This window comes from Planococcus sp. ANT_H30 (assembly GCF_008369335.1).
In the GTDB taxonomy this organism is placed as follows: Bacteria; Bacillota; Bacilli; order Bacillales_A; family Planococcaceae; genus Planococcus; species Planococcus kocurii.
In genome coordinates, this window is the sequence record NZ_VOBJ01000001.1 from 125429 (window position 1) to 143908 (window position 18480).

The following is an 18480-nucleotide window of genomic DNA, read 5'->3' on the forward strand; positions in this document are numbered from 1 at the left end:
TTCTGCGATGAAAAAAAGATTGCTTTGGACTTCTGCTATCATTTCCAGTATTTTGACTGCTTCGGCTACCACTGCCGGATTAATTGCCAGCAACCGCTTAATGTATGTAAAGAAAAAAGATGATCAGCAAATTTTAGAAAGAGAAACGACCGCAAAACGTTACGACGAAGTTTGGTACGCTAATGTACCAAAAAGTGAGCGATGGATCGAATCCAAAAATGGCTATCCCATCAAAGCTATTTTCTTGGAACCACATGATACCAACCGCTTTGTTATCATCTGTCATGGTGTCACTGAATCAAAAGTCAATTCTTTCAGATTTGCACGGATGTTCGAGCGATTAGGGTTTAACTCGGTTGTCTATGATCATCGGCGCCATGGTGACTCTGGAGGAAAAACGACTAGTTTCGGGCATTTTGAAAAAATCGATTTAAAGGCTGTCGTAGATGCATTAAAGCTGCATGTAGGTGAAGATTTGTTTTTCGGGATACACGGTGAATCCATGGGAGCCGCAACAACACTTCTTTACGGAGGTTTGGAAGATACTGCAGATTTTTATATTTCAGATTGTGCGTATTCCGATATTTATGAACAGGTGCTCCATGTTATGAGAACAACAACACCGCTTCGTACGACATTAGCTTTGCGGCTTGCAAGTCTTTTTTTAAAAATACGTGATGGCTATTCCATCGCTAGTGTGTCACCGCGGGAAACCATTAAGAACATAAAAAAACCTATTCTTTTTATCCATAGCATTCACGATGATTTTGTTTTGCCGAAAATGAGTGAAGAACTTTTTGCATTAAAGCAGGGACCAAAACAATTAAAACTGTTTTCAGAAGGGGCGCATGCACAGTCTTTCAATAAAAATCCTGAGGAATACGAAGAAACAGTCGCCAAATTTCTAATGAAATACGACTTGCTAACACCCACATATAATGAAGCGTAGCCAATACCAGAGGATACTGCCCCCTCTTTCGAAATCTAATAAAAAGCACTCCGCGGAGTGCTTTTTATTAGATTTCTTTCTTTTTGTTCAGGATGAGCTTCATGCCAGCTTCCCCTTCTACGCCGATGAACAATTCGGTAATGGGGCCACTTTTCACAATACCGGTAACATGCAGCTCAATCGTAGCCAGTTCATAATCCGTCATATCCTTCACTAACTCCTGTATCTTATCCAATGACAGCGGAAACGCTTTTTTTATATTGGCGCTTTCCAGATGAAACTTCCCAGCCTCCTTATCATCTTCTTCAATAACCGGCAAGTAAAACATCAACTCTTCACGTTCATCCACTTGCAACGCCTCCTCTATTTTTAATCTCTAGGCTGCAGTAGACATGGTGTCTTCTACCTACAATACCCGTTTCTCTTCAAGTTAATGAACAAATGAAGACAAATAAAAAAAGCACTCCGGAGAGTACTTTTTATTTTTTAGCTGGTTTGCCAGGTTTCGTTGACGCTTTATTCATTTGAGACATCATTTGATTGATTTTTTTCTGAGACGGTTTTTGTCCCATTTGCATCATCATGATTCGTAGCATTTCTTCGTTGATTGGTGGATTATCTTGCAAATACTTCATCATATAGCGACGTGCGATAAAGAATCCAAGTGCAACACCTGCGAGCAAAGCCACGATAACGATTACGATCCAGATCCATGTATCCATTCTTGTTACCTCCTTCGTGTTGCGTAAATAAGTAGTACACCACATTGGATTATACTATAAAAAAAGAATCGTGACTATAAGTAGCTAAATAATTAAAAAATGGAAGCAACAAATGCTTCCATTTTTTATCTTACTGTTCGTTAATTAGGTTTTTCACTTTGCTTGCTACGTTTTCAACAGTGAATCCGAACTCTTCCATAATGCGCTCGCCTGGTGCACTTGCACCAAAACGGTCGATTGCTAGAATTTCGCCTTCATCGCCTGTGTAACGGTCCCAACCAAATGAAGTTCCCACTTCTATTGCAAGACGCTTTTTAACCGTTTTTGGAATAACAGATTGCTTGTATTCCTTGCCCTGTTTTTCAAAACGATCCCAAGAAGGCATTGAAACAACAGATACGTTGATACCCTCTTCAGCCAATTGCTTTTGTGCAGCTACAGCTAAACTAACTTCAGAGCCAGTTGCTAATAGCAATGCTTGCGGATTTTCAACAGGTGACACAACATAAGCACCTTTTTCAACTCCAGCTTCAGCAAGTTCGCCGCTGTTTTCTAGAATCGGCAAGTCTTGACGAGACAGCACCAGTAAAGTCGGTGTCGTTTTAGCCGTTAATGCTAAACGCCACGCTGCTTTTGTTTCATTCGCATCTGCTGGACGAACAACGCTCAAGTTCGGCATTGCACGAAGAGAAGCTAAATGTTCAACGGGTTCGTGAGTTGGGCCATCTTCTCCCACTGCCACACTGTCATGTGTGAAGACGTATGTTACAGGAAGTCCCATTAAAGCAGCTAGGCGAATCGCTGGACGAACATAGTCGCTAAAGACGAAGAACGTTCCACCAAAGACATGAAGTCCGCCGTGAAGAGCCATGCCGTTTAAAGCAGCACCCATTGCGAATTCGCGAACACCAAACCAGATATTACGACCTTCAGGATGGTCAGCGTCAAAGTCACCGCCGCCTTTGATGTTTGTTTTGTTAGACCCAGCAAGGTCAGCACTCCCACCAAAGAATGAAGGCACTGTTTTAGCGATTGCGTTAATCATGTCTCCAGAAGAAGCACGAGTTGCTTGTTTCTTACCGAAGTCATATGTCGGGAATTCCGCATCAAAGTTCTCCGGAAGTTCGCCGCGAATCGCCATTTGTAATTGTTCTGCTAGTTCTGGATGTGCTGATTCATACTGGCTGTACATGTCGTTCCAGTTAGCTTCAGCTTTAGCGCCCAACTCTTTCGTTGCTTGCTCAAACGTTTCGTATACTTCTGTTGGCACATGGAAATCCTCTTCAAATGTCCACTCGTAATGCTCTTTCGTCAATTTCATTTCATCTTCACCAAGTGGCGCTCCGTGTGAATCTGCTTTACCCGATTTGTTTGGAGAACCGTAACCGATAACCGTTTTAACTTCGATTAAAGTTGGTTTGTCTGAAGAACCTTTGGCTAGGGCAATTTTTTCAGATAGATCGTCCAGTTCGTTGCCGTCATCTACGCGCAAATAATTCCAGCCGTAAGATTCAAAGCGCTTTTGAACGTTTTCAGAGAAACTTTTTCCAAGGGGTCCGTCTAACGAAATATCATTACTATCATAAAGTACGACCAATTTATTCAGTTTCAAGTGACCTGCAAGAGAAATTGCTTCTCCGGCAACGCCTTCCATTAAATCACCGTCTCCGCATAGAGCGAATGTGTTGTGATCAATGATTTCTAAGTTTTCTTTATTGTATGTAGCCGCCAAATGACGCTCAGCCATTGCCATACCAACTGCCATACCAATTCCTTGGCCTAGTGGTCCGGTTGTCGCTTCAACGCCTACAGTGTGACCAAATTCCGGGTGTCCAGGAGTTTTCGAATCCCACTGACGGAAGTTTTTGATTTCATCCATTTCTAAACCATAGCCGCTTAGATGAAGCAAGCTATATAAAAGCATAGAACCATGTCCTGCCGATAACACAAAACGGTCACGGTTAAACCAATCCGGATTTTTCGGGTTATGGTTCATGTGTTTAGTCCACAATGTATACGCCATTGGAGCTGCGCCCATTGGCAATCCTGGATGACCAGAATTAGCTTTTTCAATAGCATCAATAGAAAGTGTACGAATTGTTGTTACTGCAAGTTGATCTGCGTGGGTTGACATAGTAACATCCTCTCTCAAACAAAAATTTAATCCTATTCTAGTTTAGTCAACAATAGGAAAGAATACAATGAAAAAGAGAATAAGTATTTAATTCAAATACTTATTCTCTCGAATATTTTTGACCTTTTCAGGAGTTACATCATTTCCTTCAGGATCAATTACTTTTACGTTTTCAATTGTACCGCGCATGGTTTTGCGAAATGTTTGCAAATACTCTTGGCGCAAAGAAGATTGTTCTTTTGCTTCTTCTTTAGACAAACCTTCTGTTTTAGACTTGCGAGACAATTGGTTAATACGTGCTAATTTTTCTGGTGATAACATAGACATCCACCTTTCTTCTTTTCATATCGTACAAAAAAAGTAAGATTTCTGCAATGTTTTAGTCTTCCATTAGTCGCTCGTATTCTTTAAAGCGACGATGAACCGTTGCCTTGCTGGCTTGATAACCAAACCCCTGTAGCGTAACAGCAATTTCACTGAACGTCAGGCCGTTAGACTTCAAACTTACAATTTGGTCAATAGGCAAATCAAGACGTTCGCGGCCTTCAGGATTTCCTTTTCCCTTTAGATTCTTTTCCGGCTTATAGCCATTATCCACAGCGCGTTTCATGCCCCGTTTAATTTTGGCATTATGTATCTTGCGCTGATATTCTTCTACGATTGCTAGGATTTCAAGCACCATGTCATCCATATCATTTAATGCAATCGGTCCTTGATCTGATAAGGTATAAACCTCAACTTCGTACTTTTTCATAACATGTAAAAGCGCAATTCGCGCGTGTCCCCTGCCTAAACGTGTTTCGTCCTGAATGAAGACAGCATCAACTGGTTGTGTCTTGATGCTATTTAACATTTCTAGCAGTCCATCACGATCCATTTCATACCCACTATGTTGATCCGAAAATACAGCTTCAACTTTATAGGATTGTTCATATGCGAATTTCGTCAGTTCTTCTTCTTGTCTTTCTAGTGAAGACTCCTGCGTGTCTTTAGTTGTGCTAACACGACAGTAAATTAACGCGTTTTTTTTCATTCAGCATCACCTGCAAATTTAATGGTTTCATCAGGAGCAAACTTCAATTGATCACTGGGAATTTTAAGAGATTGCCCTGCAATAATTTTAGAAGTTGAAAGATTATTTTCTTTCATAATATCTTCTATCCACTCATGATGAGGGGTCTTGCCGCTGAAGGATTCAGCTAATGTCCAAAGTGTGTCGCCTTCTTCTATTTCAACTTGGCTCATTTGTGCACTGTTTGTATTATGAGACACAATCGCGTAAAAAGTAAATACAATGATTAAAACAAAAAATGCAACTAGAAAAGAATTTTGTCGGATGGTTGTCAATTGAAACGCCTCCTAGGAATGTGTGTTCGGAATATATGTTCTCATATTAATGCGAACAAGTGTTTTTGTCAACAATAAAATTCGAACCTATGTTTGCATTTCATAGCCCGAGTTGGTATACTATTGGTAGAAATCAAGTAGAATTACTCAAATGAGGTGAAACTGTTGAAAAAAGTATCTAAACGCCAAGAAGATATTCTGACGTTCATAAAAGATGAAGTTCGCTTGAAAGGCTATCCACCGTCCGTTCGTGAAATTGGTGAGGCAGTTGGTCTGGCATCTAGTTCGACTGTACATGGCCATTTGGCACGCCTTGAAAGTAAAGGTTTGATTAGACGAGATCCAACAAAACCGAGAGCAATTGAAGTAATCAGTACCGATGAAGCACTTATTGATAAAAGTCCAGTGTTACACGTACCGTTGATAGGTAAAGTAACTGCCGGTATTCCAATTACGGCTATTGAAAATGTTGAAGAGTATTTCCCTCTTCCCCAAAGCTATGGCACAGAAGATGATCATATCTTTATGCTCGAAATTATGGGTGAAAGTATGATTGAAGCAGGAATTTTAAATGGGGATTACGTCATTGTTAAACAACAACAAACAGCTAACAATGGGGACATTGTTGTTGCCATGACAGCTGAAGACGAAGCAACCGTTAAACGTTTTTTCCGTGAAGAGAATTTTTTCCGACTGCAACCTGAAAACTCTTCGATGGATCCAATTATCGTTGATCAAGTTTCTATTCTCGGCAAAGTTGTCGGCGTTTATCGTCAAATTCAATAATATAAAAAACACCGAGAATATGTTCTCGGTGTTTTTTATATTATTATTATGTAAACAACTTTATTGTTTGCTGCAACTGAAAGCTAAAATAACCGGAATCCGCTTTCTTCTCTCGTACTCTTCTTGGTCTTCAAAGTATTGTCGATTGGGCATTCCTTCTTGAAGATCCGTGATGCTAAATCCCGCTTTTCTCAGCGCTTTAAAATAACTTTCAGTAGTGCGGTGATACTTGACTACTATTTTATCAATCCAAGGTTCTTGCCGCTCACCTTCTACGAAGTAATCGTCAACGATCCAGTTCCCTCTTTTTTCTCCTATTTTTTTACTCGCAAACGAGGATGTGGTTAGCGGATGTTGTACGCTAAAGACAAACTTTCCATCCTCTTTTAAAGAGGCATGAACATTACGAAACAATTCATCTATCTCTGGCAAGTAATGAATTGCCAAGCGTGAGGTCACATGATCATAATGTTCTTTTGGAAAATCGAACGACTCCATCGTTGCGAATGTCATTTCAGCATGTAAGCCCTCAATATTTTGTTGTGCGAGTTTATACATCTCTTCAGAACCTTCTACTCCGTGATAAAATTGCGCACCTGCTTGCAGCAGCTCTTGCCCAAACAAAGCATCTCCACATCCCAAATCCAATATCCGTTTGTTCTGCACCGTTCCAAGCAGCTCATAGATGACTGGCTTTTCAATGCTATTATTTGGACTACCTACACGATTTCTTCTTAGTAGAAAATTTGCTAAAAAGTCCTTTTCTTCGTAAGCACTTGGTCCTTTAAAGTTCATCTTACTCCTCCTCAAGTTAACGTTTTGTTCAAAAAAAAGAGGCTACCGGAGCAGCACCTTCTCTGCAGCTAGTTTAAAAAGACATCTTTTAAGCTTCGCTGACTGTTATATGTTTAACTAAATTAATTGTAATGCGATGAATATTACCTGTTTCCATATTAGAAATTTCGTAAGTGCCATTGGATGGAATTTTGCTTAATGCCGACTCTTTATCCACAGCCTGAACCTTATGAACGATGGTGTTTCCTTGGTCAAAGTTGAACTCTACACGAAACGTCTTCATATGATGGCCTCCTCTAATCTAGTTACTTTGTCTTCGTGAACCAGTCTACCACATCTAAAGTTATTGCTGCTTGTATAATTCTTTATAAGCGATCACTTTGAGAGCTAGTAGTTCTTCTTCGTTTAGATCTTGTTCTAAGGTTTGAATCACTTCATCAACAGACATCGTGCCGTCTTCAATTCCAGACTTCATCTTAGCCAAATCTGTTATCCCAACTTTTTTAATGACTGTACCCGCAGCATCTCCAGCTGTTTGAAATGGTAAGGGCTGGTCCTGTTGTTCTGCAACTTCCACTTGTTCTATGTATTCGAGCATTTTCGGATCACTTTCCACATACTCGATTACTTTTTCCATCTGACCATTATTCCGCATTTCTTTGGTTACTTCTGCAACCATACGATCTGCCGAAAAGTCTGGTCCTATGACATAAGCACCGATGCCTGCAACTGAAAAAAATATTAAAAAAATGATAATTGTCATTAAAAAACGCATAGCCGTCCCTCTCCTCCGTTTTAGTTTATTATAACAGTAGACGGATAGAAGTGTATAAAGTTACCAAAAAAGAAAAACCTTAATAGTGATTCTCTACAGAACCAAAATTAAGGCTACCTCTCTTATTCGCATATTCATTAATTAATCATCGTTTCCGCTGCTCAGCAATCCACCAATCAATATGTTCTAAATTAAATATAATGACATCTTTGTAGGCTTTGCGATGCGGAATCTTTCTTTTCGACATTAAGTCTGTAATCTGCTCTGCAGCCAACGGATAATTTACCGACTCCAAATAATTAACCAAATTTGAAAGCCCTTGTACTTTCCTCAATTTAATCCCCTCCCACAAAATCCTCCTTTCGGTTACCCAAAGGAAAATTCAGTACGAGTTACTAAATATTTAGGCTGCATTTTAGTATAACCTTTTTGCAGGTGCTTTAAACCTTTAGGATTTTACACTTCGCATTTTTTTGATTCACTGGCAAACATATTTGGAGAAGAAGTTGTTTTCTGCAAAAAAACCGTTGGAGTCATAGAGCCCCAACGGTTTTCAACTTAATACATTTTCAAGTATTGCTCACGTTCCCACGGGTGTACACTTGTGCGGATTATATACCTGGTGTTTTTATCCGATTTCACTCATTCTGAATCCTTGCTAGAATAGCGTTCTTATAAATCTGTTTTGTTTATTTGCGTATATCTGAAGTTGGGCAGTTGGGCAATTTCTAAAGTTCTCGGTGGGCAGAATAACTTATGAAGAGTTTGGCTATAAAATATTGCATGATAATAGGATTTTCTTAAATTCGCCATTCTATTCTTTATGAGATTAAATCATTGTAAAGAAAAAACCCTCTTCTAATATAAAAGAGAGTTTCGTACTATGCGTTTATTAAATCTTCATGAAATTTAAAATTACCTTTATCGATTTTATCCTGTAGTAAAGTTAACACATTTACTATTTTAAAATTTTGGTATTGTAAGGGTAAATCTCGTTTTGGATCTTTTAAGGATGCGAAAACTTTCGTTACTTTAATCTTTTCATTTTCCTCATATTCATAATCTTTAATTATATTGTATACCGTATCCATATATGTAATCTTGTTTAAGAAACTAATACCTTTTTTACTTTTAGGATTACCGTTTTTGAGAGCTAATATATTATTGTCTAATGTTGCTTTACACTCAATTAAAGTTATTTCTAACCCTTTCGTGTGAACGTTGACTACGTCGACCAGGCAACCCTCTCCTGAAAATTGATGTTGAATCAACTTTGTTCTCTTGTGATTAAAAATCGGCTCGTGATAAATTTTATTAGTCTTTTCTTTTTCCAGATTTACTACAAGAAATTCAAGAATCTCTCCTCGAAATTCAAAAAAATTGTCTAGTCCAAGATTATAAATATTATAGGTTTCTTTTATAATAAGATTTTTAATTCTTAACTCTACTACTACACTTGAATTAATTTCAGCTTCTTCTATAAAAGAGTCTAGTTCTTCCTTAAAGAAGTTCTCTGATATAGCAGTGGCTAAATTAAGTTCTTGCAAGAAAGCAACAATTCCTTCCATCAAAGTTGGAAAGTATGGTTCATGTTTTTTTATGTAATTAAAAGGAGGTTTGCGTTTTAAAACTTTGTAACTGAGGGGATTTTTATTTTTAAATCGCAAGTTGGAAAATTTTTTACTAAAGCTTTTTGACATTTTTCCAGAACTCATAAGGCAAACTAAAAGTAGGTAATCCCACTTGTACTGAAAAATCTAAAATCCCCTTTTTAATGTATGGTTCAAGATGACGGAGTAATTCAGTTTCTAATTTATCCCGATCTTCTAAATCTGTTCTAAACCAAATCTTATAATCTGCGATATAGTAGCCATCATTTTTTTCTCTATCTTCAACTTCGCTACTAAACTCATCCTCTTTGTCTTCGTCTTCGAACTTTGTTTCTTCAGGTTTCCCTTTGAAAAGGAATAATTTAAAACTAATTAATGCTGTTTTAAGTTCTTTATCCTCAATATGCTCACTTATATTAACATTGAAATGCATATTTACTGTTATACTATCTTGTAATTCTTCTGCTAATTCACATAAATAATTTAATCTAGAATTTTTAACATCCATAATATTAAATACCATTTTTACATAGGCTCCTATCGAATCATGTACGGATCTTTTATATTTATTTTTTTCTCTGTGTTATCATCAAATTTTAATATCTCTGTATTTAATTTGTAAGTTGAAATTCTATTGAAACTAAGCTCAAACTCGCTAGCTTTTATAGAATTTCTTTCAATATCTTTATAAACGTTATTATAAAATTCTTCTAATAAGTTTAATGTTGTCCCCAAACTATTTTCACCTAAGCAGTCTAAATGGCGCTTTATTCTTTTAGATTTAATTTCGAAGAGTTTTTTTATCTTCTCTTCCTTTAAAGACTGATTTTGTTGAAGTTTAATGTCTATCTGTTTTCTTTTGCTAGTATTGTATTTAATGAATATATGATTTTCTTTACTATTAATAGTTATTGAAATATCATCTAACTCATCAATATGATTCCACTTTTCTTCAATACCAACATCATACATTTTTTTCGCACTGGATTTTAAGACTTCAAAAGACTTCACAAGCTCTTTGTAATCAACCATTAATAGTTGATTATATCTTTGCTCGGTTTGGTAAGTAATAACAGACATTATTACACCCCCTATTTTCTAATTCTATTATGTATATTTTAATGTAGTTGAATTTAAGCCATTATCTCAGTCTATTTCAGACAAAAATAATGGCTTTTTTCATTACAGTTTATTAATTAATTAACGTAGCAAAATATATGTGTGTCATCATTCTATCTTACAAGTGTCTCTACTGTACAGTTAAATCGCTTTCAAACCAAAAGTTCATATTAGCGATTCTAATCTTTTTTTAGAATTCTAACTCAATCAATAATCAAAACCCCAACCAGTTCATCCATTGGTAGCCTATGCATTCCTTCTAGATCTTCGTAGACAATAGAGCGACTGTACGCATCTAATTGTTGAATGATACCGAGATGATAGTGAAATTTCTTATCCTTCCATGACTTCATTTTCACCTGGCATTTTCGCTGTGCGGCCAAAACTAGTTCTTCCTGCAGCAGCTGCAGGTCGTATTCATCCAAATCCGGCTTTGCATCGTGCTTGTCCTCTTCATACCAGGCACGAATCATTTCAACATGTTCCGTCAGCATCATTCCCTGCCACTTGATAATTCCCCGGTCCTTAATATCTCCGACTTGTTTAAAGTGTTTATTTACCTTCATAGCGATCACCCCTTTCATAATCAATAGAGAACATACGTTCTTATAATACCACGAAAAATAGTTGTTCAATCCGGTTTCGGACAAATAAAAAAAGCCTAACGACCGACTCCCGTCAATCGTTAGGCTTTTATCGAAGTAATTCTATTTAGTACTCAGCTCTTATTTTATTCTTACTTTACTTTTACTGCTTCTTCTAATGCTGCTACTCGATCTTGCAAGGCGTTGGTGTCCACTAACCCTGTAATATATCCACGATCAATTGCAACGTAAATAATTTCAAGACCTTCATCCTTAGTTAGTGTGCCCTCTTTAACCTTTTTGCGCCACGAATCCGACAAAGCTGCCTCTTTCTTTTCGAATCTTTTTAATACCCGAAGCAACGCGTTCTTGCCTTCACCGGTCGTCATTTTCAATAAGTCTGCCATGTAAATTTCCTCCTTTGGTTTTTCAGATGTGCCAGCTTCTGGTTTGGGTTTATTCATATTAACGAGTAATGCATCCATGACAGCCTGTGACGCGGTTCCCCAAATACCATCGGCTGATAGGTTGCTTCCGCGTTGGAACGCTTGTACAGCGTCCTCCATTGCTTTCCCATAGATATTATCTTTCGTAAGTTTATACCCTGCTTTGATTAGATCTGATTGAATATCACCTACACCTTTGCCTATGTCTCCCGGTCCGTAGTAGCCGCGACTCGGAATGTTAGGAACACTTGGACGTTTACCAGCTCTAAATGAAGCGAGAGAAATACCTTTTGTTATATCGAGATGAGGATAGTCTTTCCACTTCCAATCGCCGCCCCAGGAAAATCCTAGTTGTTTACCGATGGCAGCAACTTCAAACCAGTCACGTACTTGGTTACCGTTCATGTTTCGGCTGATATCCCAAAAAGCTTTATCTCCATCCTCTGAAACTAGAACGTAATCCAGCGCGTAACCAAAGTTGTGAATCGATTCGCCTTCTTTCGCATTGGTCACGATGTTGCCAGGTGTTGTACGTCCTTGATTATATAGTTTCGTTTGTTCAGCGAATGTACGTAAACCAGACGTGATTTGAATGTTAATGCCGATATGATACGAGCGAATAACTAACTCAATCGCTAAGTCTTTAATTTTCGGATTGATTGCGCCCATATTTTTAATGGAGCGTTCGATTAATGTAAATACAGATACTCTCGTCATCTTAAAACTCCCCTTCCTTCGACTGTCCATCGCGCTGTTTAACTACTTCGAATAGCCCTACACTGGCAAGCCCTGCAAGTCCACCAGCCCAGAAACGATTGACATAATCTAAGTCCGTGAACGGTGCAGCTGCAAAACCAATTAGTAGTCCCACTAGTAACGCAATGACCGGAATAAAGTTAAGGGGGATATTCACTGCCTTTTTAATCATTTCTACCAGTGCTGTGATGATGGGTGCGAGAATTGCTGCAAATATTAATACTGCTGCCATTTTAAATTCCCCCTCTTATTTAGGTGCTTCTACGATTAAGTAGTAAATCACGCCACCTGAACTGGCTAACGCTGCTAAGGAACCTGCTATCTTTAAAAAGACAGTAGACATCGTATTTCACCGCAACATCTTCAGTTCATGTTCTTGTGAGGCACTTTCTGTTCTAAATCCCATAGCTTTCTCCACCAGAACATACAGCTTTTCCACTTGTTGTGTAGCTATGGCGCGCGTTTCCCTGTTTTCAAGTGTTACTGTCGTTTCAAGCTTGATGGCGTTATTCTTCATTTCTTCCATTTGTTCTGCGTGATCTTCCAGTGTTTGTTTGATGACTACTATGTCTTTTGTGTTCAGTTCGACTGTTCGGAACACACCCAACTCGTCTCTTCCACTTGGCATCGTCTTCCCCCTTTTCCATCTGAATTTTGACATATAAAAAAGAGCGCCCGATTGGACACTCTCATATAAATACTTATGATTTTATTTCCAAGCCTGATGATTAATCGGATTTTTTTCTCTCTCATTATTGCTACATTTGCGAGAACAGAATATTTCATGCATACCATAACCGTCGAAAGCTTCCCAATAATCGTCTACACTTATTCTCTTACCGCAAAAGGTACAAGTCCCTTTATACTCCAAAACATTCTCACTCATTAACTATTCACTACCTTTCGTCAATATTATTCGACAGGGAAAGCAAGTAATCCTTTAATAAATTGCCACTAACCTTTACTTCCATAATATCGAGCTTTTCCATAATAAAAACTACTTACGCTTGGTTGCTCATTATATTTTTGCGCTTTACTGATGTACAGACTGACCAGACAGTAGCGCCATAAGAGTTTAAAAATTTTCAATTATAACCCTCCTAAAAGTTTTTTATCGTTTTTTATTGAGAAATCTAGTAAACTCCTTTTAAAGGAGGTGAAATAATGAGTAATATTAAAGACACAGCAGAAGCTATAAAAGGTATTGCTGAAGCCGTACCAGTCTATGAAGATATGCTCCAACCCGCTACTCAAGAATTGAGTAAAGGTTTTGTTGTAGTTGCAAAAACAGTAAATATGGCTTTAGCACCGCTATCTGCACTTGTTTGGGGTTACGACAAAATTTCCAACTACCTAGATTCAAGCATAGCAAAAAAATTGGAAGGTGTCCCAGAAGAAAATATTATTTCCCCCGACCCTTCTGTAGCAGGACCAGCCATTGAAGCCTTGCGATTTTCAGGAGAGAATGAAAATATTCGAGAAATGTTTTCAGAACTACTAGCCACTGCAATGAATAGAGAAACAGCTGTACAAGCTCATCCTTCATTTGTAGAAATAATAAAACAACTATCTACAGATGAAGCGAAAATTATTTCTAATATCAAACATAACGGGCTCTTTCCTTTAATAAGTATAAGATCTCTGCTACAAGATGGTTCAAATGGATTTAATGATTTAAAAAAGAACTTCACAAGTCTACCTTATAATTTAGGTTGTTTGTATCCCGAAATGACATCGTCTTACATTGAAAATTTAGATCGTTTAGGATTAATATCAATCGATACTGGTACTCATATCCAAGAAGAATTCTTTTATTCAGATTCAATAAACCATCCAGTAGCAGTAAATTTAGTTTCTACGGTTCAAGATCCTTCAAGAAAAGCAGATATTCAAAAATACTCTTTTTCAAGGACAGAGTTTGGAGAAAAATTTGTTAATGCTTGCACAACTTCATAATACCAATAACAACTACTTAATTAAGAGTAGTTGTTATTTTATTTAGTCAACAATTTGTACCAATAAGTTCCTACATTTCCGTTTGGCCTTGTATGCTTCAAAATAAGCAGCTGATGATGAATTGTATAAATTTTACCGATCACTCCTACCCCTCCGTATTATTCTATCAATAATACTTCTTTATAAATCAACAATAATCTGCCTCTATACAGAAAAAATTTTCTAATTTCTCAGCAATTAAGTGGGAACGCCTATTTCTTTAGGTCGTATTTATCTAAGTCGAATATGTTGTGAAGTATATTTTCGATAATATCAATACCTGAGCCAATTGTTTTCTTTCTAGGTATTTTTAGTTCGTGCGCTGAAACATTACCCAATAGTCGAATTTGTTGAAGAATTTTTGCTTGATTCTGTACAATAATTTCTTTATCTTTCAGACCATTTATCTTACCTTCTAGACTACCTGATTCAATTTCTTTTCCCGACTTATTTACTTTTTTTGTACCATCTTCATTCAATAGAAATCCATTTGATACATTTAATTCCTTACACACACCTTCAACTATCATCCTTAGCCCGACTGCACACAGAAGATAATGACTTGAATTAAATGAAGAAACTACCTGAACATAAAGAATTTCTATTAACTCAGGAACATGAGTAAAAGTCTTTACATCGCGTATTGGTACTTTTTCTCCTTTTTCATTTTTGGGCTCTTCTGGATAAACATAATAATCAGTAACCCGAACCATATCTCCGTATTCATCATAATCGAACATTTGCTCATCACCATATTCCCTTAGAAACCCCTTAGTATCACAACCTAAACATTGGGTGATAAAAAAACTTTCAATCCATTGAATATCAAAAGGATGCTCGCTAGAATCCACGTGTTTTAAAATGTACCCATGATTTGTTCTTTTATTGCAAGAAGCACAATATATCTTTTTTTCAATATTACCTTCCAATGTAAATCCCTCCCTTTTATACCTAACATTCTACAGATGGGAGAAATATTCCTTTATTCTGCCAAAAATCCCATACCGCTATCAATCAAAATTTCTTTTACTTGCGGTTGAAGGGATGAAGGTACTTCTGTAAATGTCATTTTCTCGAGAATTACACGTTGCGCCATTAACATTGCCATCATGATTTCACCTCCCATCAAATATACTAGTAGCCTGAATATCATTCGCAGATCTTCTGCGCCATTTCGACGATTACTTCTTCCAAGAAGTCCATGTAGTCGTTGGAAGCTTTCAGTTGCGCTTGAAGAACCTCGGTTTCTGTTGGCTCTGTCGGTTGAGATTCTGGAGATTTTCCGCCTTCCACCCATTCGGTCCCCGTCCATTTCGGCCAGTAGAAGCCTTGTGGGACCGGCATATCGACGTATTGCGGATCTGTTTTACCATCTTCATTCGTTGGTATGGTATTGCGAAGTACATCTTCAATAAATAACCCTGTTTTAGTATTTATTTTTCGAAATATCATATAATACCTCCTAATTAATCGCTCTAAATGATACGGAACTTAGGCTTGCCCAAGTTATCGGTATTCCACTAGCCCCCCCTTTGACGTAGCGAACACTTCCACCAGTTTCCACATATATAATTACATCCTGGATATCCGTTCGCGCTGAAGTAAATATCAAAGTACTACTTGGTCTATAACCTTCGGGCAAAATAAAGATAATGGAATTTAGAACCAGCGAAGTCGTTGCTATAGATCCTTGCACACGAACAATCCCCAATGAATCTTTATAGAACCCTAAGAATCCTAATGAACTAGTCCATCCACTTAACGCTGTTGGTGTAATCCATGCATCTTGCACCTTATTAGCCTTTGTGCTATCTATTTTCGAACTTGACCACGTTTGTGAGGTGTTCTTGACACTGTCGTTGATTGCTAATGCTGCAGTACCCGATGATCCTTGAATCCCCTGTTCACCTTTTAAACTAGCAATCCAATCAACTTCGCTTCCGGCGAAACCATTTCCTACAGCAATTTGGTAAGCAGACCAGCCATCCGCGCCACCAGGTAAAATTACTCCATCACCAAGCTTGCTACCGTCTTCTTTTACCAAGTAAATTAAATTTGTTTCATCCTTCACGATGTCTGCAGGCATATCTGCCAACTGTTTACTAAGCGCATCCAAATCCGACTGACTTACGTCATCACCTGTAGACGGTTTTCCAGGAACAAATCTTGCTGTTTCAACATCCCACACTTGCGGTATTGGACTTCCTAACTTATCACGTAACAGTTTCTTTCGTCTTCTTGAAATCTACGTCCGCAATACTGCCATCCAGTGTGATTACAATATACGTTTGACTTGTCTCGTCCCAATACTGTAGAACAGGAGATCCTAGTGCATCGCGTATTAATTGAGTATTTTTGATTTCTGCCATTGTGCTGCCTCCTTTTATTTAATTAGTACGCGAATGATGGTTTCTGATATGCGTTCCATCACGCGATAACCCTCCACTAACGATGTCGCGACACCGTTATCATTGGGCTTGCAATACCCATTCACCGATGATGTGCCATAATCACGCACTAGCAATTTCCCCATCATGCCAATTGGTGACCATTCTGGGCGCTTTTCTCGTGACGTATACTCTTCATTACTATCGTAATTTGGATTTAGTACAGGGCGTGTTTCGTCTCGTTCGGGAGTTATCTCTTTTCTTTCTGCATTTAATAACGCAGGAATGTGAACTGTTTCTTTTTTCACCTCACCCCACTCATTCGTCACATACATATTCGCCCATTGATCTTGGTATCTATCGCCAACGACAGAAGGGTTAACAGAAACGATGCCTAGAATATAATCATCTGTGGAAGTCGCCTTACGGACTTTATCGCCATCGAGAATTGGAATTCATTACCCACATCAATTAAACCTAGAAGAGTTTGCTTATAGAAATGGACTATCAGTTCTTTATTTACCTACAGAATCTATGAATGAAAAAATGCAATTGTGATGGATGAAAGAGTTACGACTACTGAGCAATGGCAAGAGTTTGGACATGAACTTTGTCATGCGCCCTGGCACTCTGGCAATCAAATCACCATGCCTATACCGTATCAGGTCTATCAAGAAAACAAGTCAAATAACTTCGCTCAGTACGCCTGCATCCCATCTTTCATGCTCCATAACATGACACTGCCAAATAACGAAAAAGAAGCCATCTGGCTAATCATGGAGACGTTTGGCGTAGAACACTGGTTTGCCGAGAAACGGCTGCGACAATACATGCAGAACTTAATCTACGGATAATTTGTATTCCGTAATGCCTTGAAATATACAAAGAATTCATTAAAGCTATTTAGAGGGAGGGATTGCAGTAGCATCCTATCGTAAACGAGGTAAAACGTGGCAGTATCGAGTTATTGTGATAAATCCATACTCTGAAAAGAAAAGGGAATATACCGAGAGTGGATTTACTACCAAAAAAGAAGCGCAATTGGCGGCTGCAAAAAAAGAAAAAAGCGTGCTGTAAGGTTAAGGGAAAGGCGATTTTGCTTTTGCCATTTATGTCCGCGAGTGGTTAGAGCAATATGTAAAAGAGAAGCTTCGGCCCAACACATACAAAACATACCGGACCGCTTTAGAAAATCATGCGATTCCCTATTTTTGGAGAATAGGCATTCATGAAATCAAGCCGATGATGTATCAGAAGTTCATTGATAGCTTGAGCGAGAAAAACCTATCGACAGAATCAGCCAGGCGCATCCATAATGTTTGTTACCAAGCGTTAAAAAGAGCGATGATCAATAACTACATCGAAAAGAATCCAGCCGAGAATGTGCAGATTTGGAAGAAACAGGTTCAAAAGTTGAAATACCTCGAGCCTACCTATTTAAACGCTTTATATCCGGAGATTTACAAGCGTGGTCAAGTCTATGGTGTTTTCTTTAAGTTCCTGTTTGAAAGTGGCGCACGCAAAGGAGAAGCTGCCGCATTGAAGTGGCCAAGAGTAGATTGAAAAACGATATTATCTATATAGAAGAAACCCTCGACTTTCAGCCTGATCATCCAGACGAGTTATTCGGACCAACTAAAAAAGAAGGATCTGTCCGCGCACTGAAGATGCGAAAAGTTTTTATGAAAGAGCTGCAGGAGCATCTGAAGTACCAGAACCAACGAAAATTTCATTTAGGGGAAGCTTATCGTCATGATTTGAATTTGATCTTTTGTCGGGAAGATGGTTCTCCTCTTCCGAAGTCAACTTTGTATAATGTCTTTAAATCCTGCTTAGCTAAAATTGATGCCCCACCCCTTCCGATTCACTCGACTCGGCATACACATGCGGTCATGTTGCTGGAAGCTGGCGCCGACATGAAATATGTCCAGGAACGACTAGGCCACCAAAATTATCAAATCACGGCAGATGTTTATAGCCATGTTTCGAAGAAGATGGAAGAACGCTCAATCGAGAAATTCGACGACTATATGAGTACTTTTTAAATAAAGTTGGGCAAAAATTGGGCAAATAAA

At 38.2% G+C, this 18480-nt stretch carries 30 protein-coding genes; 7 read left to right on the forward strand and 23 right to left on the reverse strand.

All coding sequences use genetic code 11. The features are described 5' to 3' along the window. Positions 1 to 7: 7 nt before the first annotated feature. On the forward strand, positions 8 to 949 hold the full coding sequence (locus tag FQ085_RS00655) for an alpha/beta hydrolase (protein ID WP_149455711.1): 942 nt from the start codon (positions 8 to 10) through the stop codon (positions 947 to 949). Positions 950 to 1016: 67 nt separating this feature from the next. Here the strand turns inward: FQ085_RS00655 and FQ085_RS00660 are convergent, their stop codons facing one another. The 6 genes from FQ085_RS00660 to yneA form a co-directional block, all read right to left on the reverse strand. Further along, positions 1017 to 1298: a hypothetical protein gene (locus FQ085_RS00660; protein WP_058384997.1), complete on the reverse strand. Its 282-nt coding sequence runs from the start codon at positions 1296 to 1298 to the stop codon at positions 1017 to 1019. A 130-nt stretch (positions 1299 to 1428) separates the two neighbouring features. Further along, positions 1429 to 1671, reverse strand: coding sequence for a YneF family protein (locus tag FQ085_RS00665; RefSeq protein WP_058384996.1), 243 nt, complete (start codon positions 1669 to 1671; stop codon positions 1429 to 1431). Positions 1672 to 1801: 130 nt separating this feature from the next. Next, positions 1802 to 3805 carry a transketolase gene (gene tkt / locus FQ085_RS00670; protein WP_058384995.1) on the reverse strand — a complete coding sequence of 668 codons (2004 nt, stop codon included), beginning with the start codon at positions 3803 to 3805 and terminating at the stop codon, positions 1802 to 1804. An 87-nt stretch (positions 3806 to 3892) separates the two neighbouring features. Next, on the reverse strand, positions 3893 to 4126 hold the full coding sequence (locus FQ085_RS00675) for a DUF896 domain-containing protein (protein ID WP_058384994.1): 234 nt from the start codon (positions 4124 to 4126) through the stop codon (positions 3893 to 3895). Between the two features lie 58 nt (positions 4127 to 4184). Beyond that, a complete protein-coding gene (locus tag FQ085_RS00680) occupies positions 4185 to 4838 on the reverse strand; it encodes a YneB family resolvase-like protein (RefSeq protein ID WP_058384993.1) in 654 nt (217 codons plus the stop codon). Continuing rightward, positions 4835 to 5152, reverse strand: a complete 318-nt coding sequence (yneA, locus tag FQ085_RS00685; RefSeq protein WP_058384992.1) for a cell division suppressor protein YneA — start codon at positions 5150 to 5152, stop codon at positions 4835 to 4837. The genes FQ085_RS00680 and yneA overlap by 4 nt, the downstream gene beginning before the upstream one ends. Positions 5153 to 5317: 165 nt before the next feature. Here yneA and lexA point away from each other — a divergent pair, with 165 nt between their 5' ends. Beyond that, on the forward strand, positions 5318 to 5938 hold the full coding sequence (lexA, locus tag FQ085_RS00690) for a transcriptional repressor LexA (protein WP_058384991.1): 621 nt from the start codon (positions 5318 to 5320) through the stop codon (positions 5936 to 5938). Positions 5939 to 5998: 60 nt separating this feature from the next. Here lexA and FQ085_RS00695 read toward each other — a convergent pair whose 3' ends face one another. The 11 genes from FQ085_RS00695 to FQ085_RS00745 form a co-directional block, all read right to left on the reverse strand. Beyond that, positions 5999 to 6733: a class I SAM-dependent methyltransferase gene (locus tag FQ085_RS00695; RefSeq protein ID WP_058384990.1), complete on the reverse strand. Its 735-nt coding sequence runs from the start codon at positions 6731 to 6733 to the stop codon at positions 5999 to 6001. 88 nt (positions 6734 to 6821) lie between these two features. Beyond that, positions 6822 to 7016 carry a hypothetical protein gene (locus FQ085_RS00700; RefSeq protein ID WP_058384989.1) on the reverse strand — a complete coding sequence of 65 codons (195 nt, stop codon included), beginning with the start codon at positions 7014 to 7016 and terminating at the stop codon, positions 6822 to 6824. Between the two features lie 60 nt (positions 7017 to 7076). Continuing rightward, positions 7077 to 7508 carry a hypothetical protein gene (locus FQ085_RS00705; RefSeq protein WP_078080523.1) on the reverse strand — a complete coding sequence of 144 codons (432 nt, stop codon included), beginning with the start codon at positions 7506 to 7508 and terminating at the stop codon, positions 7077 to 7079. A gap of 145 nt (positions 7509 to 7653) precedes the next feature. Further along, positions 7654 to 7842: a hypothetical protein gene (locus FQ085_RS00710; RefSeq protein WP_058384987.1), complete on the reverse strand. Its 189-nt coding sequence runs from the start codon at positions 7840 to 7842 to the stop codon at positions 7654 to 7656. Between the two features lie 547 nt (positions 7843 to 8389). Then, on the reverse strand, positions 8390 to 9208 hold the full coding sequence (locus tag FQ085_RS00715; RefSeq protein WP_149455712.1) for a hypothetical protein: 819 nt from the start codon (positions 9206 to 9208) through the stop codon (positions 8390 to 8392). Continuing rightward, positions 9192 to 9641, reverse strand: coding sequence for a hypothetical protein (locus tag FQ085_RS00720; RefSeq protein WP_149455713.1), 450 nt, complete (start codon positions 9639 to 9641; stop codon positions 9192 to 9194). The genes FQ085_RS00715 and FQ085_RS00720 overlap by 17 nt, the downstream gene beginning before the upstream one ends. A 14-nt stretch (positions 9642 to 9655) precedes the next feature. Beyond that, a complete protein-coding gene (locus FQ085_RS00725) occupies positions 9656 to 10198 on the reverse strand; it encodes a hypothetical protein (protein ID WP_149455714.1) in 543 nt (180 codons plus the stop codon). Between the two features lie 242 nt (positions 10199 to 10440). Then, positions 10441 to 10803 carry a YolD-like family protein gene (locus FQ085_RS00730; RefSeq protein ID WP_149455715.1) on the reverse strand — a complete coding sequence of 121 codons (363 nt, stop codon included), beginning with the start codon at positions 10801 to 10803 and terminating at the stop codon, positions 10441 to 10443. Between the two features lie 170 nt (positions 10804 to 10973). After that, on the reverse strand, positions 10974 to 11984 hold the full coding sequence (locus FQ085_RS00735) for a M15 family metallopeptidase (protein ID WP_149455716.1): 1011 nt from the start codon (positions 11982 to 11984) through the stop codon (positions 10974 to 10976). Between the two features lies 1 nt (position 11985). Further along, positions 11986 to 12255 (reverse strand): holin, encoded by a 270-nt coding sequence (locus tag FQ085_RS00740; protein WP_149455717.1) that lies wholly within the window; start codon positions 12253 to 12255, stop codon positions 11986 to 11988. A 117-nt stretch (positions 12256 to 12372) separates the two neighbouring features. Continuing rightward, positions 12373 to 12651, reverse strand: a complete 279-nt coding sequence (locus FQ085_RS00745; protein WP_149455718.1) for a hypothetical protein — start codon at positions 12649 to 12651, stop codon at positions 12373 to 12375. 536 nt (positions 12652 to 13187) lie between these two features. Here FQ085_RS00745 and FQ085_RS00750 point away from each other — a divergent pair. Continuing rightward, entirely contained in the window at positions 13188 to 13979 is a 792-nt protein-coding gene (locus tag FQ085_RS00750) for a DUF4393 domain-containing protein (protein WP_149455719.1), read from the forward strand. Positions 13980 to 14230: 251 nt separating this feature from the next. Here FQ085_RS00750 and FQ085_RS00755 read toward each other — a convergent pair whose 3' ends face one another. From FQ085_RS00755 to FQ085_RS00770, 6 genes are read right to left on the reverse strand one after another with little or no spacing between them, the layout of a single operon-like run. After that, positions 14231 to 14947 carry a DUF4145 domain-containing protein gene (locus tag FQ085_RS00755; RefSeq protein ID WP_149455720.1) on the reverse strand — a complete coding sequence of 239 codons (717 nt, stop codon included), beginning with the start codon at positions 14945 to 14947 and terminating at the stop codon, positions 14231 to 14233. A 53-nt stretch (positions 14948 to 15000) separates the two neighbouring features. After that, positions 15001 to 15129: a hypothetical protein gene (locus tag FQ085_RS18235; protein WP_262499731.1), complete on the reverse strand. Its 129-nt coding sequence runs from the start codon at positions 15127 to 15129 to the stop codon at positions 15001 to 15003. Positions 15130 to 15167: 38 nt separating this feature from the next. Continuing rightward, entirely contained in the window at positions 15168 to 15470 is a 303-nt protein-coding gene (locus FQ085_RS00760) for a hypothetical protein (protein ID WP_149455721.1), read from the reverse strand. Positions 15471 to 15480: 10 nt separating this feature from the next. Next, positions 15481 to 16206, reverse strand: coding sequence for a hypothetical protein (locus FQ085_RS00765; RefSeq protein ID WP_149455722.1), 726 nt, complete (start codon positions 16204 to 16206; stop codon positions 15481 to 15483). Positions 16207 to 16231: 25 nt separating this feature from the next. Beyond that, the gene (locus tag FQ085_RS17960) at positions 16232 to 16387 is read right to left on the reverse strand and encodes a hypothetical protein (protein WP_188074692.1); all 156 of its coding nucleotides are present in this window, start codon (positions 16385 to 16387) and stop codon (positions 16232 to 16234) included. Positions 16388 to 16401: 14 nt separating this feature from the next. Beyond that, the gene (locus FQ085_RS00770) at positions 16402 to 16860 is read right to left on the reverse strand and encodes a peptidase G2 autoproteolytic cleavage domain-containing protein (RefSeq protein ID WP_149455723.1); all 459 of its coding nucleotides are present in this window, start codon (positions 16858 to 16860) and stop codon (positions 16402 to 16404) included. Positions 16861 to 16962: 102 nt separating this feature from the next. Here FQ085_RS00770 and FQ085_RS00775 point away from each other — a divergent pair, with 102 nt between their 5' ends. The 4 genes from FQ085_RS00775 to FQ085_RS00785 all read left to right on the forward strand — a co-directional run bounded on the left by FQ085_RS00775 (position 16963) and on the right by FQ085_RS00785 (position 18450). Then, a complete protein-coding gene (locus tag FQ085_RS00775; RefSeq protein WP_262499732.1) occupies positions 16963 to 17259 on the forward strand; it encodes an ImmA/IrrE family metallo-endopeptidase in 297 nt (98 codons plus the stop codon). A 61-nt stretch (positions 17260 to 17320) separates the two neighbouring features. Further along, a complete protein-coding gene (locus FQ085_RS18415) occupies positions 17321 to 17482 on the forward strand; it encodes an Arm DNA-binding domain-containing protein (protein WP_410477392.1) in 162 nt (53 codons plus the stop codon). A 30-nt stretch (positions 17483 to 17512) separates the two neighbouring features. Next, positions 17513 to 17968, forward strand: coding sequence for a tyrosine-type recombinase/integrase (locus FQ085_RS00780; protein WP_149455724.1), 456 nt, complete (start codon positions 17513 to 17515; stop codon positions 17966 to 17968). Then, entirely contained in the window at positions 17965 to 18450 is a 486-nt protein-coding gene (locus FQ085_RS00785) for a tyrosine-type recombinase/integrase (RefSeq protein ID WP_188074693.1), read from the forward strand. The genes FQ085_RS00780 and FQ085_RS00785 overlap by 4 nt, the downstream gene beginning before the upstream one ends. The last annotated feature ends 30 nt before the right edge of the window (positions 18451 to 18480 follow it).

What these genes read in the sequence shown, in the direction of transcription:
- FQ085_RS00655 (WP_149455711.1), top strand. Translation starts at nt 8, where the DNA reads ATGAAAAAAAGATTGCTTTGGACTTCTGCTATCATTTCCAGTATTTTG.
- FQ085_RS00665 (WP_058384996.1), bottom strand. Translation starts at nt 1,671, where the DNA reads ATGGATACATGGATCTGGATCGTAATCGTTATCGTGGCTTTGCTCGCA.
- tkt (WP_058384995.1), bottom strand. Translation starts at nt 3,805, where the DNA reads ATGTCAACCCACGCAGATCAACTTGCAGTAACAACAATTCGTACACTT.
- FQ085_RS00675 (WP_058384994.1), bottom strand. Translation starts at nt 4,126, where the DNA reads ATGTTATCACCAGAAAAATTAGCACGTATTAACCAATTGTCTCGCAAG.
- FQ085_RS00680 (WP_058384993.1), bottom strand. Translation starts at nt 4,838, where the DNA reads ATGAAAAAAAACGCGTTAATTTACTGTCGTGTTAGCACAACTAAAGAC.
- FQ085_RS00695 (WP_058384990.1), bottom strand. Translation starts at nt 6,733, where the DNA reads ATGAACTTTAAAGGACCAAGTGCTTACGAAGAAAAGGACTTTTTAGCA.
- FQ085_RS00700 (WP_058384989.1), bottom strand. Translation starts at nt 7,016, where the DNA reads ATGAAGACGTTTCGTGTAGAGTTCAACTTTGACCAAGGAAACACCATC.
- FQ085_RS00705 (WP_078080523.1), bottom strand. Translation starts at nt 7,508, where the DNA reads ATGCGTTTTTTAATGACAATTATCATTTTTTTAATATTTTTTTCAGTT.
- FQ085_RS00715 (WP_149455712.1), bottom strand. Translation starts at nt 9,208, where the DNA reads ATGTCAAAAAGCTTTAGTAAAAAATTTTCCAACTTGCGATTTAAAAAT.
- FQ085_RS00720 (WP_149455713.1), bottom strand. Translation starts at nt 9,641, where the DNA reads ATGGTATTTAATATTATGGATGTTAAAAATTCTAGATTAAATTATTTA.
- FQ085_RS00725 (WP_149455714.1), bottom strand. Translation starts at nt 10,198, where the DNA reads ATGTCTGTTATTACTTACCAAACCGAGCAAAGATATAATCAACTATTA.
- FQ085_RS00730 (WP_149455715.1), bottom strand. Translation starts at nt 10,803, where the DNA reads ATGAAGGTAAATAAACACTTTAAACAAGTCGGAGATATTAAGGACCGG.
- FQ085_RS00735 (WP_149455716.1), bottom strand. Translation starts at nt 11,984, where the DNA reads ATGACGAGAGTATCTGTATTTACATTAATCGAACGCTCCATTAAAAAT.
- FQ085_RS00740 (WP_149455717.1), bottom strand. Translation starts at nt 12,255, where the DNA reads ATGGCAGCAGTATTAATATTTGCAGCAATTCTCGCACCCATCATCACA.
- FQ085_RS00745 (WP_149455718.1), bottom strand. Translation starts at nt 12,651, where the DNA reads ATGCCAAGTGGAAGAGACGAGTTGGGTGTGTTCCGAACAGTCGAACTG.
- FQ085_RS00750 (WP_149455719.1), top strand. Translation starts at nt 13,188, where the DNA reads ATGAGTAATATTAAAGACACAGCAGAAGCTATAAAAGGTATTGCTGAA.
- FQ085_RS18235 (WP_262499731.1), bottom strand. Translation starts at nt 15,129, where the DNA reads ATGATGGCAATGTTAATGGCGCAACGTGTAATTCTCGAGAAAATGACA.
- FQ085_RS00760 (WP_149455721.1), bottom strand. Translation starts at nt 15,470, where the DNA reads ATGATATTTCGAAAAATAAATACTAAAACAGGGTTATTTATTGAAGAT.
- FQ085_RS17960 (WP_188074692.1), bottom strand. Translation starts at nt 16,387, where the DNA reads ATGGCAGAAATCAAAAATACTCAATTAATACGCGATGCACTAGGATCT.
- FQ085_RS00775 (WP_262499732.1), top strand. Translation starts at nt 16,963, where the DNA reads ATGGATGAAAGAGTTACGACTACTGAGCAATGGCAAGAGTTTGGACAT.